This is a genomic window from Williamsia sp. Y712 (assembly GCF_059445525.1).
In genome coordinates this window covers 631,511-645,807 of the sequence record NZ_JCAIUN010000002.1, presented here as the reverse complement: position 1 = coordinate 645,807, position 14,297 = coordinate 631,511, and the positions used below count along the sequence as shown (strand labels likewise).

The following is a 14,297-nucleotide window of genomic DNA, read 5'->3' as shown; positions in this document are numbered from 1 at the left end:
TCGGGCTATCTACACGACACTGTGCCGCGGGGAAATGCGTCGCGGCGGCAGTGTCAGGCCGAGTGAACTCGGCGAAGCTGGGGCTTGGGGGAACCGGCTCGAAGCCAGCCTGTGTGCCATTGTAACGGCACTCAGGGCCGCAACCCTGCCACCACCGCCATCGCGGCGCCGACAATCCCGGCCGTATTCTGCAAAGTCGCCGGTACAACCGGTGTTTGGTTGGTCAGAAGTGGAATCCATTTATGCGCTTTGCGGCTGATCCCACCGCCCGCGATGAACACCTCGGGCCAAAACAGCACCTCGTAGGCGGTCAGCACCTTGGAGACTTCCTTGGCCCACTGGTGGTATGAGAGGTCGTTGTCTTCTTTGACCTTGGAGGACGCCTGGTGTTCAGCTTCCTTCTTACCGACATGCATGTGACCGAGCTCGGTGTTGGGTATGAGGACACCGTTGTACATGATCGCCGAACCGATTCCGGTACCGAATGTCAGCAACATCACGACGCCGTTGTAGTCCTTGCCTGCGCCGTAGTGTTCCTCGGCCATCCCGGCGGCGTCGGCGTCGTTGAGGACGGACAGCGAGCGGTCGCCGAGCTCGGCGGCGAGGATTTCATAGACGTCCGTACCGATCCAGGACTTGTCGATGTTGGCGGCGGTCCGCGCGATCCCGCCCGTCACCACAGCGGGGATGGTCACCCCGACCGGACCGGTCCATTCGAAATGGTCGACAACCTCCCGGATCCCGACAGCGACGGCCTGCGGTGTGGCCGGCTGGGGAGTGAGGACCTTGAACCGTTCGCCGATGAGCTCACCGGACTCGAGGTCGACGATGCCACCTTTGATACCCGAGCCGCCGACGTCGACCCCGACGGCTTGTTTCGGGCTGGGTGAAAGGGCGGGACTGCCGTCTGCGGATTCACTGGACACGGATGTGGCTCCTTCACTCGACTGATGCGGGACGGGGGTACGCCCCGACCCGCCGTTGTTCAGGCTAGTCAGCCGGGCCGGGTTGTGCGTGTTGTCTCCGCGAACTCTGCGCACCTGATGCGGTCGGGCCGGGGCGTCGGTGATGCGGCCCGGTGTGCTCACATGTAGGTGTGCCCCAACTCGATCCACATGAACTGACCGCTGTTGCCGTTGCGGTGGCCGAAGAGGCCGCCCGACACGTCCGAGCCAGGCGACCGGAGGTCTTCGGGCCCGGCGTCTCGAATGCATCTGCGCCGCAGTCGGTGTCGACGAAGAGCACCGACACGGACCCGGTGACGATCGTCGACACGGAATCGGAGTCGCTGATTCGGGATCTGCTGGCCGCCCGGCGTCCCGGCGATCCGATTCTCGGTGAGGAGGAAGGCGGATCGGTCGCGGTTCCGGCCGGGGTGCGCTGGGTGGTCGATCCGATCGATGGGACCGTGAATTTTCTCTACGGCATCCCGGCCTACTCGGTGTCGATCGGCGCGCAGGTCGGCGGTCAGACCGTTGCAGGCGCGGTTGTCGATGTCGCCCGCGGTGTGACGTATTCGGCGACTCGCGGCGGCGGTGCCTTTTCCGACGATGGATCGGGACCGGTGCGGTTGCGTTGCAACGCTGTCGACGAGGTGGGCCTGGCGCTGGTGGCGACCGGATTCGGTTACGCCGCCTCGCGCCGCGAAGTGCAGGGCGCCATGATCGCACGACTGCTGCCCCAGATCCGGGATCTGCGGCGGGTCGGTTCGGCGGCTCTGGACCTGTGCATGGTGGCCAGTGGGGCCGTCGACGCGCACTACGAACACGGGCTCAGCCCTTGGGACTGGGCGGCCGGATCCCTGATCGCCGAAGAGGCGGGTGCGATCGTCCAGATACCCGCCGCGACATCACGCGGCAGCGACGGCGACGTGACGCTGGCGATGGCACCCGGCATCGCCGATGACCTGCGCGCGTTGCTTGCCGAGATCGGCGCGTTGGCGCCGATCCCGGTTCAGCAGGACGCTTCGTGAATCGCTGAGACCAGGGCCGGGTCAGATCCGGTGTTGGGGTCTTGTGGGTTCGCGCTGCGCAGGGTGTCCAGAACGGCCAGTGCATCCTGGCTCTGTCCGCTGTCGCTGAAGGATTCACCGATGGCCAGGTCGACGACCGTGTCGGGGCGACCGTCGTTGATCAACTGGGTGCAGGGTGCGGCGATCCACAGGGCAGCAGCAGCGGCCTTGCCCGCGTCGCCGAAGCGGATCTGCCCGAAGCAGTCCAGATCACGGTCCGGATAGAGCGGGTCGTCGCCATAGGCGCCTTCGGGGGTTCCCTGGAAGCCCAGAGAGGTCAGATCGTCGAGGACGGTCTGCGCCAAGCCCTGTTCGTCGGTCGCGTTGAGCACTCTGATCTGGAAGCCGGACAGTGCCGCGGGGGAGATGCGCAGCATCTCTTCACGATCGGCGGGTGTGCCGACCACCGGCGCCGGTGAGTCGGCTGTCGCGGACGGCGCGGGAGGCTGCGGGCAGTCGACCGGCGCGGCCTCCGTACCGCCCGATGACAGCGCTCCGATCCAGACGACCACTGTGATCAGGGCCAACACCACGGCCACGACGATCGCGGGCAGGTAGCGCCGCCGACGGAACGGGCGGCCGTGGTCGTCGGTGGGATAGCCATAGGTGATCTGCGAAACCATGGGCTGCTGGTGCCTTCCGCTTCAGATGTGGACGAGCGAGTCAAACTCTAAACGGTCGCGACCCTCGCGTTCGGCAGCGACCGACCGGGAATGTTTTTCCTTGGGGAGTGTTGTTGACTCTGTGAAGCGGCTGGGCTAGGATTCAGCCGCCTCAGATTGGATAACCCGAAACTCGGGCATTCAATAAACTGTGGCGAACATCACAATATACTTGCCCGGATGAGCAACGAATCCCCTCGTAGGAGTTGTTGATCAAAGGGCACTGTCGCGGACTTTGCAGACCAGGACGTGCGCGGCTTGTTGGGACACGCGGGACCTGCTCACATCGGGTACCTCGAGTCGCAGGTGCTTCTACCTAAGGCGGAAATATGGCAACTGATTACGATGCGCCCCGGCGCACTGAATCCGACGAGGTCTCCGAGGACTCACTCGAGGAACTGAAGGCACGTCGGAGTGAAGCGCAGGCGGCCTCGGTCGATGTGGACGAAGGCGATATCGCCGAGTCCTTTGAGCTCCCGGGCGCGGACCTGTCCGGCGAGGAACTCTCTGTTCGGGTGATCCCGAAGCAGGCTGACGAGTTCACCTGCACCAGCTGCTTCCTTGTGTATCACCGCAGTCGGCTGGCAACGGAGAACGGCAACTCGCGCATTTGCGTCGACTGCGCGTAATCACCTGCAGCAGACTGATAGACAACAACACCGCGTCGATGGTGTCACTCAGGCAAGTGGCCTGGGGACACCATCGGCGCGGTTGTGTTTCGGGGTAGCGACGAGATCGGGCCCGACTCCGGCGACCACGCAGACCCGGGTCAGTCGGCTGATTCGGACGCCGCGTCGGTCATCCCCAGTGCGGCGACCAGCTCGGCCGGGTGGCGGGTGCTGACAAGCCAATAGGGCGTCGGGTCGTCGGGATCGTCGAGAACCAACAAGACCATGGTCTTGACCCAGAACTTGTGGGCAAGGAAGGCGGCCGGGTCGAGCTGGCGCCCGAGTGCCGCGCTCTTCGCGCTGGCCGGGATGACTGCGGCCCGGTCGATCAGGTTGATCGGGAGGTGAGCATTGCCTGCCCACAATTCACCGTCGGTGACCCGGACCCGGGTGCGGCCCATGGACCAGAGCAGCCACGCGGCCAGCGGTACGAGTACTACGTAGGCGATCGGGCTGAAGGCGCTGTCATGCAGAGCGAGCTGGATCTCGTAACCGAGTAGGCCGATGACGATTGCCGCGACCAGCCACCACCACAGCGGTACGTACAGGCGTTCGTCGTGAAGGATCCCCCGGCTGTCGTCGCCGTTGTCATCGGTGTGGAAAGGGTCTCCGGCTGTGTCGGGTGATGGGAATGGAGGCACGGCGCCAGCGTAGTCTTCCCGTGTGGCAACCGATCCTGGCAGCACCCCTGCCGACGCACCATTCCTCGCCGTCCAGCCATCCGGGCAGGTCGCCATCAGGCGGCTTGATCCGGGCATCGAGCTACCCCGGCGGGCGCACCCCGGGGATGCCGGCGTCGACCTGTCGAGCGCGATCGATGTCGAGCTCGCGCCGGGACAGCGGGCACTCGTTCCGACCGGGATCTCCATCGCCCTGCCCATCGGGACGGTGGGCCTGATCCATCCGCGATCGGGCCTCGCCGCGCGCGCCGGTCTGTCGATCGTCAACACGCCGGGCACCGTCGATGCGGGATACCGCGGCGAGATCAAGGTCTGCCTCATCAATCTGGACCCACACGAACCGATTGTCATCGCGCGAGGTGACCGCATCGCGCAGTTGCTGGTTCAGCGGGTCGAACTCGTCGACTTCGTCGAAGTCGATGAATTGGACGAAACAAGCCGCGGCGCAGGCGGTTACGGTTCGAGTGGCGGTCACGCGAGGTTGGACGCGAACGCGTCGGAAAGCAGCTGAGAAATGGCACGCGAAAAACGAACTCGGGGTTTCCGGCGGGATCAACCCGCCGAGGAAACCGACACGAGCACCGGACCCAAGCAGATCGGCAGTGGCCAGGGTCCGTATGACATCGACGAGCTGGCCTCCGGCTCGACATTCGACAACTCACACCTCGATCTCGGTTCGGTTCTGGTCCCGGTGGTGGAAGGCGGACAGGTGACCGTCGAGATGTCGGTCGACCATCAGCCACAGTCGGTGTTCCTGGTGACACCTCACGGGCGGATCACCGTTGCCGCGTTCGCCGCACCCAAGTCGAGTGGACAGTGGCGTGATGTGGTGAGCGAACTCACCGAATCACTCAAGGCGGAGGGTGCCGAGACGGCCATCGAAACCGGCTTCTGGGGCCGCGAGGTGGTGGCGACCGTTCCCGGTGGCGTGCACCGCTTCATCGGGGTCGACGGGCCGCGCTGGATGATCCGTTGTGTGGCGAGCGCGCCGACCGCGGGTGCCGAGAGCCTGGCGAAGGTGGCTCGCGCGGTGGTCAGCGAGACCGTGGTCCGTCGCGGCGACGACCCGCACCCGCCCCGTACCCCGTTGCCGATCGTGCTGCCGCCGGTACTCGCCGAGCAGGTGGCAGCCGCGCAGCAGGAGATGGTTGCCTCCGGGACGATGGACGCCAACGCTGCGTCCGCGCCTGCGGGAGACAATGCGCAGGCCCAGTCCGCGCAGGCGACGGTTCGGATACAGGGTCAGCCGCAGCCGGCTGCGGCTGAGCCTGCAGAGAAAGAGACGCCGACCCCGCCTCCGGGAACCGGTTCGCGAGGATCGGCGATGCAGCAGTTGGGCAATCGTCCGAAACGCTGACGCTCACCAAACGTCAAACGTCAGTTGGCGCCAGCCGGCCAGGCATCGCCTGCCCAGCACGGCGGGATCTGCGCCCAGATCGTTGAGGGTGATCGTCTGCAGAACCGCTCGCGGAGCCGCATCGCGCCACACCTGTGCCACCTCAAACGGGTGGACCGGGTCATCGATGGTCGCGGTGATCGACAGCGGCACCGCCAGCCCGGCGATGTCTGCGGCGGTCGGTGCGTGGTAGCCGGCCGCCTCACCGAGCATCTCATCCAGGACCGGCGCGGTGGCCCGCCACGACCGCGCGAGTTCGGTGGCCAGCCAGCCCGGGGTGGTCGCCGTCATCTGATCGATGGTGGCGTCGAGACCGGTTCGGGCGAGCTGATCAAGCGTCAGCAGTGCACTGTGTGCGGCCGGTGCGGTCGCCGGATCTCCGAGCCACGGTGGCAGCGCCGCCAGCACGCCCGCGCAGTGGGTCGGATTGTGCAGCGCCCATTGCACTGCCACGCAGGCGCCGATGGATACACCGGCGGCGAGGACCTGGTGACCTGCGGCTGCGGCCCGATCGAGAACCTGCACATAACTATTGATCAGACCGTTGTCCGTGGGGTCGACGGCGATCACGGGGATGGTCTCGTCGGCAAACGCGCGACCGGCGAAATCGCCGTCAGAACCTGTTCCGGGCAGCGCCACGATCACCAGATCTCGGTTTGCGGCAGTGGTCTGCGACACAGGTGTGAGCGGCATGTGATGATCTTGCCGCGGCGAGTGGAAGTCGGCACTTCCGGGGTCTACCCTGGCGAGAGCAATAGCCCCGCCGACCACGTACATCTGTGATGTGGCGGCACAATTGAACTGGTGAAAGGGTGCGTAGCGCCATGACCGCAGGCGGATATCTCAAACGCCTCACGCGCAGACTTACCGAAGACCTCGAGCAGCTCGACGCCGAGACGATCTCCGAGCAGTCCCAGCAGAACGGTGCCCAGCGCGCCTGTGATTGTTCAGCCGGTGACGAAGTCACCATGCAGGGCGAATTACGATCCGTGCAGACCTGCGCGAAGACGGTGAAATCAGGTGTCGCCGCAGAGTTCTTCGACGGTACCGACGTGGTCACCCTCAAGTTCATCGGTCGCAATCGCATCCCGGGTATCGAGCCGGGACGCAAGATGATCGTCCGGGGCCGGATGGGCGAGCACGACGGCCGCAAGGTCATGTTCAACCCCGATTACGAGTTGCTCGGTGACAGCTGAGCCCGGCCGGCATCGGGAAGGATCGGCAGAGGTCGACGAACCGCCTGCCCAGACCGTTCTCGAACAGATGGGTGGGGTCTCCGGACTCATCTACTCGTCGTTGCCGATCGTGGCGTTCGTCCCGGCCAACTCACTGTGGAATCTGACAGTCGCAATCTATGCGGCACTTGCCGTCGCCTTGGTGATCTTCGTTCTCCGGTTGGTCCGGCGCGAGCCCATCCAACCGGCAATCTCCGGTGTCATCGGAGTTGCGGTGTGCGCGTTCATCGCCCACCGAACCGGCGACGCCAAGGGCTTCTTCCTCTTCGGAATCTGGACGACACTGCTGTACGCCGGGGTGTTCGCAGTGTCGATCCTGGTCCGGTGGCCCCTGGTCGGGGTCATCTGGAACGGGGTGAACGGCAACGGGACTCACTGGCGCAGCCATCGCCGGACCCTGCTGGCCTACGACATCGCCACGGCGGTGTGGGCGGCACTGTTCGGTGTCCGCTACCTGGTGCAGTCATTCCTTTACGACAATGATCAGACCGGCGGCCTGGCCGTGGCGCGCATCGCGATGGGCTGGCCGTTGACCGCTGCCGCCGCCCTTGCCACGGTGCTCCTGGTTCGCTGGGCCCAGAAGAACGACGACAAAGAAGAAGAGGCAGCGGCACCGCCGGAAGCCGACGGCCCCGGCGAGACTAGCGAGCAGGCGCCGCCGGCTCGATGATGGCGGCTCGGAGCTCACCTTCTGCTTCTGCCGGCACGATGAAGACCAGTTCGTCGCCGCCTTCGACGGCGTCGTCGGGTTGCGGAACGATCACCCGGCCGCCGCGCAGGATGGTGACGAGTGCGGCATCGCGCGGCAGGTTGAGTTTGCGGACCGCCTTGCCCGCCAACGACGTGTTGTCGGGCAGGGTCATCTCCACCAGATTGGCCTGACCCTGCCGGAAGGTCATCAGCCGTACGAGGTCGCCAACCGAGACCGCCTCTTCGACGAGCGAGGCGAGCATCCGCGGGGTGGACACCGCCACGTCGACACCCCAGTCCTCGTCGAACAGCCACTCGTTGCGGGGATCGTTCACCCTGGCGACAACCCGTTGGACCGCGAACTCGGTTTTGGCGAGCAGGCTCACCACCAGATTCGCCTTGTCGTCACCGGTCGCGGCGATGACGACGTCGAACTTGTGGAGCTCGACCCGTTCGAGGTTGTCGAGTTCGCAGGCATCACCGCCGACCCAGCGGGCACCGCGCACGGCTTCTTCGTCGATGTGATCGGGGTTGCGTTCGAGGAGCAGCACCTCGTGCGAGTTGGCGAGCAGCTCACGGGCGATCGATCGCCCGACAGCGCCTGCGCCGGCTATCGCGACCTTCATGTTTCTTCCTTCGGTCTGCGGGAGGGGCTTCGGGTCAGTCGGTTTCTGGGGCGAGGGTGCCCGCCACTGCGCGGACTTTGTCGAGATTGTCGATCAACGCTGCAACGAAGACCTGATCGTTTTGTTGCAGAACGGATTTGGGACCGGGCAACAGCGGCTTGCCGAGTCGGTTGACGAAGCTGATCCGCGAACCGGTCTGTTCCTGGAACAGCGTGAACGAGGTACCCACCCATGACTCGTGGATGTTCAGCTGGACGAGCGCGACCTGGCCGGAAGGTTCGGTCCAGGCGACGTCGCCGTTGTCGGCGCTGCCGAGAGCCGACATGAAGCGATCCGTTGTCCAGGGAACGGTGGCGACGGTCGGGATACCGAGACGTTCGTAGACGGCCGCTCGTTTGGCGTCGTATATCCGGGCGACCACCTTGGGCACGCTGAATGTTTCGCGCGCGACGCGCGCGGCGATGATGTTGGAATTGTCTCCCGACGACACCGCGGCGAAGGCGTCCGCACCTTCGATACCGGCTCGCCGAAGGACTTCCTGATCAAAACCGACACCTTTGACGGTGGTGCCCGCAAACCCCTCGGGCAGGCGCCGAAATGCCGTTTGATCTCGGTCGATGATCGCGACCTCGTGCCCGGCATCCTGTAACTGGCCGGCAAGGGACGCCCCGACGCGACCGCATCCCATCACCACAACACGCATGCCGACTCCTCATTGATCTCACCCGAGCAGATGCTCTCCGGAACGGTACCGCGACCGGCGTGGCCTTACGCGACCGCAGGCCCTATTGTTGCCTGGTGTCCACGGTGTCCAAGGCCTCAACGGCGGCGAAGCGGTTGTTGCTCGGGCGTCCATTCCGCAGCGACAAGCTCGGTCATACGCTGCTGCCCAAGCGGATCGCGTTGCCGGTGTTTGCCTCAGACGCGATGTCGTCGGTTGCCTATGCGCCGCAAGAGATCTTCCTTGTGCTCTCGGTTGCCGGGCTGTCGGCCTATACCTACACCCCGTGGATCGGACTGGCGGTCGCGCTGGTGATGGCGGTGGTCGTCGCGAGCTATCGGCAGAACGTGCACGCCTATCCGTCGGGCGGTGGCGACTACGAGGTGGCCACCACCAATCTCGGACCCACCGCAGGCCTGACCGTCGGTAGCGCACTGCTGGTCGATTATGTGCTGACCGTTGCGGTCTCGATCGCCTCGGCCGCGGAGAACATCGGTTCGGCGGTACCTTTCGTGCAGGAACACAAGGTTTGGTTCTGCGTGGTCGCGATCATCCTGTTGACGTCGATCAACCTGCGCGGGCTACGAGAATCGGGTACCGCGTTCTCGATTCCCACCTATGCCTTCATCGTCGGCATGGTGGTGATGCTGATCTGGGGTTTCCTGCGCGTTTTCGTGTTCGGTGACAACATCGAGTCCGAAACTGCGGGCTACGAGATCGTCGCCGAAGAGAACCACCTCGTCGGAATCGCCTTTGTCTTCCTTGTCGCACGCGCCTTTTCGTCCGGTTGTGCCGCGTTGACCGGGGTCGAGGCCATCTCCAACGGCGTGCCGGCCTTCCAGAAGCCCAAGTCGCGCAACGCGGCAACGACGCTGCTGCTGTTGGGAACCATCTCGATCGTCCTGCTGATGGGGATCATCCTGCTGGCCAAGGAAATCGGTGTGAAGTACGTCTCCGATCCGGCCAAGGATCTGATCGGCGCACCGGCGGACTACGAACAGAAATCACTCATCGCGCAACTGGCACATGCGGTGTTCGGCGGATTCAACCCGGGGTTCTACTTCGTGACCGTGGTCACCGCACTGATCCTGGTGCTGGCCGCGAACACCGCCTTCAACGGGTTCCCGGTCCTCGGATCGGTGCTCGCGCAGGATCGTTACCTGCCGCGGCAGCTTCACACCCGCGGCGATCGGCTGGCCTTCTCCAACGGCATCCTGTTCCTGGCCGTCGCCGCCATCGCGTTCATCGTCGCTTTCGGTGCCGAGGTGACGGCGCTCATCCAGCTTTACATCGTCGGTGTATTCGTGTCGTTCACCCTCAGTCAGATCGGAATGGTGCGGCACTGGACCCGGCACCTCAAAACCGAAGGTGATCCCCGGGCCCGGGCCCGGATGATCCGTTCGCGAATCATCAACGGCATCGGACTGGTGATGACCGGGTCGGTTCTGATCATCGTGCTCGTCACCAAGTTCCTTGCCGGAGCCTGGATTGCGATCCTGGCGATGGTCGCGATCTTCGGCCTGATGAAACTAATCCACCGGCATTACGCATCGGTGCAGGCCGAGCTGGACAATTCCGACTACGAGGCCGTGCTGCCGAGCCGGACCCACTCGATCGTGCTGGTCTCGACGCTGCACCTGCCGACCCGGCGGGCGCTGGCATTCGCCCGCGCCACGCGTCCGGACACCCTCGAGGCCATCACCGTGAACGTGGACGAACGGGACACCCGAAAGCTGGTGGCGCAGTGGGAAGACAGTGACATCACCGTTCCGCTCAAGGTGATCGCCTCGCCGTATCGCGAGGTGACCCGTCCGGTCATCGAGTACGTCCGGCGGCTACGGCGCGAGTCGCCGCGGGACGTGGTGACCGTCTTCATCCCCGAGTATGTGGTTGGTCACTGGTGGGAGCAGATCCTGCACAACCAGTCCGCGCTACGGCTCAAGGGCCGCCTGCTCTTCGAACCGGGTGTGATGGTGACGTCGGTACCATGGCAGCTCAGCTCCTCGGATCGGCGAAAGCGTGACCGCACGTACATCGCACCAGGCGACACCCGTCGCGGTGTCGGCTCGCCCCCTGCCGGTCCGACACCAACAGAGAAAACAGGTTTGTAGTGACCGGCTCAGTGCCCGACAAAGAACTCGATGGGCCCGACAGAAAAATTGATGGGCCCGACAAGGACCTCGACGGGCCAAAACAAGAATCCAAGGGAACCGGCAACGGTTGGCTGGGAACCGAATTCGAGATCACCGTCGACCGCTTCGGTCACGGCGGTATCGGGGTCGGCCGCCGCGATGGCCGAGTGGTGTTCATCCGCCACGCATTGCCGGGCGAAACACTGCGGGTGGTGGTCACCGAGGATCGCGGCAAGGGTTTCTGCCGTGCAGAGATCCGCGAGATCCTGCAGGCCTCACCGCACCGCATCGACGCGGTCTGCCAGGTCGGTGCCCCGGTATCTGCCGGTGGTGCCGGTGCGGGCTGCTGTGACCTCTCGCACACCACGGGTGCGTATGCCCGCGAACTGAAATCACAGGTTTTGTCCGAACTGCTTGGCCGGATGGCAGGCATCGAGTGGAACGGCGAGGTGGTCTCGCTCGACCCCGCCGCCACCGTGGCACCCGAAACTCATTGGCGCGTGCGTGAACGCCTCTTCATCGATGCCCAGGGACGTCCCGGAGTGCGCGGATACCAATCCCATTCGGTGATCCCGCGTCTGGATTGCGCGCAGCCGGTTGTCGGGATGGTCGAGGGCCTCGACGAGTTCGGCGAACTCGAGCCCGGTTCCGAACTGATGCTGACCGTCGGCGACGACGGTGGCCGCCACGTGGTCCACATCGCGGCAGCGAACGAACCGCACCGCGGTGGACGCGGCAAACGGCCGCAGTCGGGCCGACGACGGACACAGCAGCAGCGGGCGCAACGATCGACCGCGCGCCGTGAGGTGCTGCTCGCGGGCGAGCCGACCGTGCGTCGCACCGTCGGTGGACGCACCTGGGAGCTGCCCGTGACCGGATTCTGGCAGGCCCATCGGTTTGCGGCGTCCGGCTACAGCGCCACCGTGCGAAGCCTGCTGAAGTCGGCCGGGTTGCCGCGCTCGGTGGTGGCATGGGATCTGTACGGCGGGGCCGGAGTGCTGGCCGGGGCTGTCCTGGACGAGAACGACGAGTCCTGGGGTACGGCCCGCGTCCACATCGTCGAGGCTGACCGCGGCGCGACCGCCGCCGCCGACCTCACCTTCGCCGACGACCATCGCGTCAAGGTTCATCGGGGCAGTGTCCTGACAACGGTCACCGACCTGCCCTCGCCCGACGTGGTCATCGTCGACCCGCCACGCTCTGGTGCCGGCCGCGAGGTCGTCGAACGGATCACTGCGGCCGGGCCCGCAGCGGTCATTGCGGTCGGCTGCGATCCGGCGACATTCGCCCGTGACCTCAGCGACTACCGCCGCGGTGGTTACGAGGTCGATACGCTGCTCGGTTTCGACGCGTTTCCGCTGACCCACCACATGGAAGCGGTGGCGTTGCTGCGCCCCGCAATCCGGGCGAGCGCGTAACCAATCCCTACCGCTCACGGTCTCGAAGAATCCGTAGAGTGGGAGACCACACGTCGTCGCAGCCCGATGGCACCGGTGGCGAAGCACGTCTTTCGCCGCGAGATAGATCGTTGAGAGGATGTTGAATGAGCGTGCTGGATTCGGTTGATTCGCCCGCCGACCTGCGCGAACTGACCGTTGCGCAGATGCAGGATCTGGCCGGCGAGATCCGTGAGTTCCTGATCGCGAAGGTCTCTGCCACGGGCGGTCACCTCGGACCGAACCTCGGTGTGGTGGAGACGACACTGGCAATTCACCGGGTCTTCGACTCACCGAACGATGCTGTGCTCTTCGACACCGGACACCAGAGCTATGTCCACAAGATCGTCACCGGCCGCAAAGACCGCTTCGACAGCCTTCGCCAGCGCGGTGGGCTGACCGGTTACCAGGAACGTGCTGAGAGTGAACACGACTGGATCGAGTCGTCGCACGCGTCCGCGGCGTTGTCCTATGCGGACGGACTCGCCAAAGCCTTCACTCTCACGAAGCAGGAACGGCACGTGGTGGCCGTCGTCGGCGACGGCGCACTCACCGGCGGTATGTGCTGGGAGGCCCTCAACAACATCGCGGCAGGCGATCGCCCGGTTGTCATCGTGGTCAACGACAACGGCCGCTCCTACGCGCCGACCATCGGTGGTTTCGCGCGGCACCTGTCCGGTCTGCGCCTGCAGCCCGGTTACGAGCGTGTCCTCGACGAGAGCCGGCGGGCAGTGCTGAAATTGCCGTTGCTCGGTCAGATCGCCTACGCCGCGCTCCACGGCCTCAAAACCGGCATCAAAGATGCACTGGCGCCGCAGGCGATGTTCACCGATCTGGGCATCAAATACGTCGGACCGGTCGACGGACACGATCAGGAAGCGCTGGAAAACGCGCTCCGACAAGCCAAGTCGTTCGGCGGTTCGGTGATCGTGCACACCGTCACCAGTAAGGGCATGGGCTATCACCACGCCGAGAACCATGTCGCCGACCGGATGCACGCGACCGGCATCATCAATCCCGAAACCGGCAAGTCCACCAGTGTCTCCGCGCCGGACTGGACCTCGGTCTTCTCCGCGGCGCTGATCGAGGCGGGCAGCAATCGCGAGGACGTCGTGGCGATCACTGCGGCGATGCCCGGACCGACCGGACTCTCGGCCTTCGGTGACCGTTTCCCGGATCGGATGTTCGACGTCGGTATCGCCGAGCAGCATGCGCTGACCTCGGCCGCCGGCCTCGCCCTCGGTGGTCTGCATCCCGTGGTGGCGATCTATTCGACATTCCTGAACCGGGCCTTCGATCAATTGCTCATGGACGTCGCCCTGTTGAAGCAGCCGGTGACGCTGGTGCTCGACCGGGCCGGGGTCACCGGCCCCGACGGTCCGAGCCACAACGGCATGTGGGATCTGTCGCTGATGTCGATCGTGCCGGGTATGCGTGTGGCTGCGCCCCGCGACTCGGCGCGGCTGCGTGAAGAGTTGGCCGAAGCGCTGGAGACAAACGACGGACCCACCGCGCTGCGATTCCCGAAAGGTGCAGTCCCGGAGGATATCCGCGCCGTGGAACGCCTGGCTGACGGCACAGATGTGTTGTACCGGCCCGCGCGCGGTGAAAGCGCTGACGTGTTGATCGTCGCGGTCGGCCCGTTCGCGTCACTGGCACTGGACACCGCGGCCCGGCTATCGCAGCAGGGGATCGGTACCACCGTGGTCGATCCTCGCTGGGTGCTCCCGGTGCCCGAGTCGATTGTCGAACTGGCACAGGCACATCGACTGGTGGTGACGGTCGAGGACGGTGGCGTCCACGGCGGTGTCGGTTCGTCGGTGTCGGAAAAGCTTCGGGCCGAGAACATTTCGACGCCGGTGCGGGACGTGGGTATCGCGCAGAGGTTCCTCACCCAGGCTTCCCGGGGTGAGTTGCTCGACGAACTCGGCCTGACCGCGCAGGATGTGGCCCGCGCGATCACCGCCATGGTCTCGAGTATGCAGGCGCCGCTGTCGAGTGCCGACGAGCAAGATCTCAACGACATCAGCTGACGGAGAT

General features: G+C 65.1%; 15 protein-coding genes. 9 read left to right on the top strand and 6 right to left on the bottom strand.

Annotated elements, in window-relative coordinates; genetic code table 11:
* Window positions 1–131 precede the first annotated feature (131 nt).
* Complete coding sequence (gene ppgK, locus AC1D75_RS17825; protein ID WP_495516635.1) at window positions 132–926, bottom strand: polyphosphate--glucose phosphotransferase; 795 nt, start codon at window positions 924–926, stop codon at window positions 132–134.
* A gap of 170 nt (window positions 927–1,096) precedes the next feature.
* Here ppgK and AC1D75_RS17820 point away from each other — a divergent pair, with 170 nt between their 5' ends.
* Complete coding sequence (locus AC1D75_RS17820) at window positions 1,097–1,972, top strand: inositol monophosphatase family protein (protein WP_495516634.1); 876 nt, start codon at window positions 1,097–1,099, stop codon at window positions 1,970–1,972.
* Here the strand turns inward: AC1D75_RS17820 and cei are convergent.
* Window positions 1,954–2,634 (bottom strand): envelope integrity protein Cei, encoded by a 681-nt coding sequence (cei, locus tag AC1D75_RS17815; protein WP_495516633.1) that lies wholly within the window; start codon window positions 2,632–2,634, stop codon window positions 1,954–1,956. The two genes, AC1D75_RS17820 and cei, sit on opposite strands and share 19 nt — an antisense overlap.
* Window positions 2,635–3,002: 368 nt before the next feature.
* Here cei and AC1D75_RS17810 point away from each other — a divergent pair, with 368 nt between their 5' ends.
* Window positions 3,003–3,302, top strand: a complete 300-nt coding sequence (locus tag AC1D75_RS17810) for a DUF4193 domain-containing protein (protein ID WP_482139258.1) — start codon at window positions 3,003–3,005, stop codon at window positions 3,300–3,302.
* A gap of 140 nt (window positions 3,303–3,442) precedes the next feature.
* Here AC1D75_RS17810 and AC1D75_RS17805 read toward each other — a convergent pair whose 3' ends face one another.
* On the bottom strand, window positions 3,443–4,027 hold the full coding sequence (locus AC1D75_RS17805) for a DUF3093 domain-containing protein (protein ID WP_495516632.1): 585 nt from the start codon (window positions 4,025–4,027) through the stop codon (window positions 3,443–3,445).
* A 49-nt stretch (window positions 4,028–4,076) separates the two neighbouring features.
* Between AC1D75_RS17805 and dut the strand changes: the two genes are divergently transcribed.
* Complete coding sequence (dut, locus tag AC1D75_RS17800) at window positions 4,077–4,532, top strand: dUTP diphosphatase (protein ID WP_495516923.1); 456 nt, start codon at window positions 4,077–4,079, stop codon at window positions 4,530–4,532.
* A gap of 3 nt (window positions 4,533–4,535) precedes the next feature.
* Entirely contained in the window at window positions 4,536–5,378 is an 843-nt protein-coding gene (locus AC1D75_RS17795; protein ID WP_495516631.1) for a DUF3710 domain-containing protein, read from the top strand.
* 3 nt (window positions 5,379–5,381) lie between these two features.
* Here the strand turns inward: AC1D75_RS17795 and AC1D75_RS17790 are convergent, their stop codons facing one another.
* Complete coding sequence (locus AC1D75_RS17790; protein WP_495516630.1) at window positions 5,382–6,110, bottom strand: alpha/beta hydrolase; 729 nt, start codon at window positions 6,108–6,110, stop codon at window positions 5,382–5,384.
* A gap of 131 nt (window positions 6,111–6,241) precedes the next feature.
* Between AC1D75_RS17790 and AC1D75_RS17785 the strand changes: the two genes are divergently transcribed.
* Window positions 6,242–6,613 (top strand): OB-fold nucleic acid binding domain-containing protein, encoded by a 372-nt coding sequence (locus AC1D75_RS17785; RefSeq protein ID WP_495516629.1) that lies wholly within the window; start codon window positions 6,242–6,244, stop codon window positions 6,611–6,613.
* Complete coding sequence (locus AC1D75_RS17780; RefSeq protein WP_495516628.1) at window positions 6,603–7,322, top strand: DUF3159 domain-containing protein; 720 nt, start codon at window positions 6,603–6,605, stop codon at window positions 7,320–7,322. Before AC1D75_RS17785 ends, AC1D75_RS17780 begins: the two co-directional genes overlap by 11 nt.
* Here the strand turns inward: AC1D75_RS17780 and AC1D75_RS17775 are convergent.
* Both AC1D75_RS17775 and AC1D75_RS17770 read right to left on the bottom strand, forming a co-directional pair.
* Window positions 7,294–7,968 carry a potassium channel family protein gene (locus AC1D75_RS17775; RefSeq protein WP_495516627.1) on the bottom strand — a complete coding sequence of 225 codons (675 nt, stop codon included), beginning with the start codon at window positions 7,966–7,968 and terminating at the stop codon, window positions 7,294–7,296. The two genes, AC1D75_RS17780 and AC1D75_RS17775, sit on opposite strands and share 29 nt — an antisense overlap.
* A 34-nt stretch (window positions 7,969–8,002) precedes the next feature.
* On the bottom strand, window positions 8,003–8,671 hold the full coding sequence (locus tag AC1D75_RS17770) for a potassium channel family protein (RefSeq protein ID WP_495516626.1): 669 nt from the start codon (window positions 8,669–8,671) through the stop codon (window positions 8,003–8,005).
* A gap of 95 nt (window positions 8,672–8,766) precedes the next feature.
* Here AC1D75_RS17770 and AC1D75_RS17765 point away from each other — a divergent pair, with 95 nt between their 5' ends.
* The 3 genes from AC1D75_RS17765 to dxs all read left to right on the top strand — a co-directional run bounded on the left by AC1D75_RS17765 (window position 8,767) and on the right by dxs (window position 14,290).
* On the top strand, window positions 8,767–10,800 hold the full coding sequence (locus AC1D75_RS17765) for an APC family permease (protein ID WP_495516625.1): 2,034 nt from the start codon (window positions 8,767–8,769) through the stop codon (window positions 10,798–10,800).
* A complete protein-coding gene (locus AC1D75_RS17760) occupies window positions 10,800–12,239 on the top strand; it encodes a class I SAM-dependent RNA methyltransferase (protein ID WP_495516624.1) in 1,440 nt (479 codons plus the stop codon). The genes AC1D75_RS17765 and AC1D75_RS17760 overlap by 1 nt, the downstream gene beginning before the upstream one ends.
* Before the next feature lie 125 nt (window positions 12,240–12,364).
* A complete protein-coding gene (gene dxs, locus AC1D75_RS17755) occupies window positions 12,365–14,290 on the top strand; it encodes a 1-deoxy-D-xylulose-5-phosphate synthase (protein ID WP_495516623.1) in 1,926 nt (641 codons plus the stop codon).
* Window positions 14,291–14,297 lie beyond the last annotated feature (7 nt).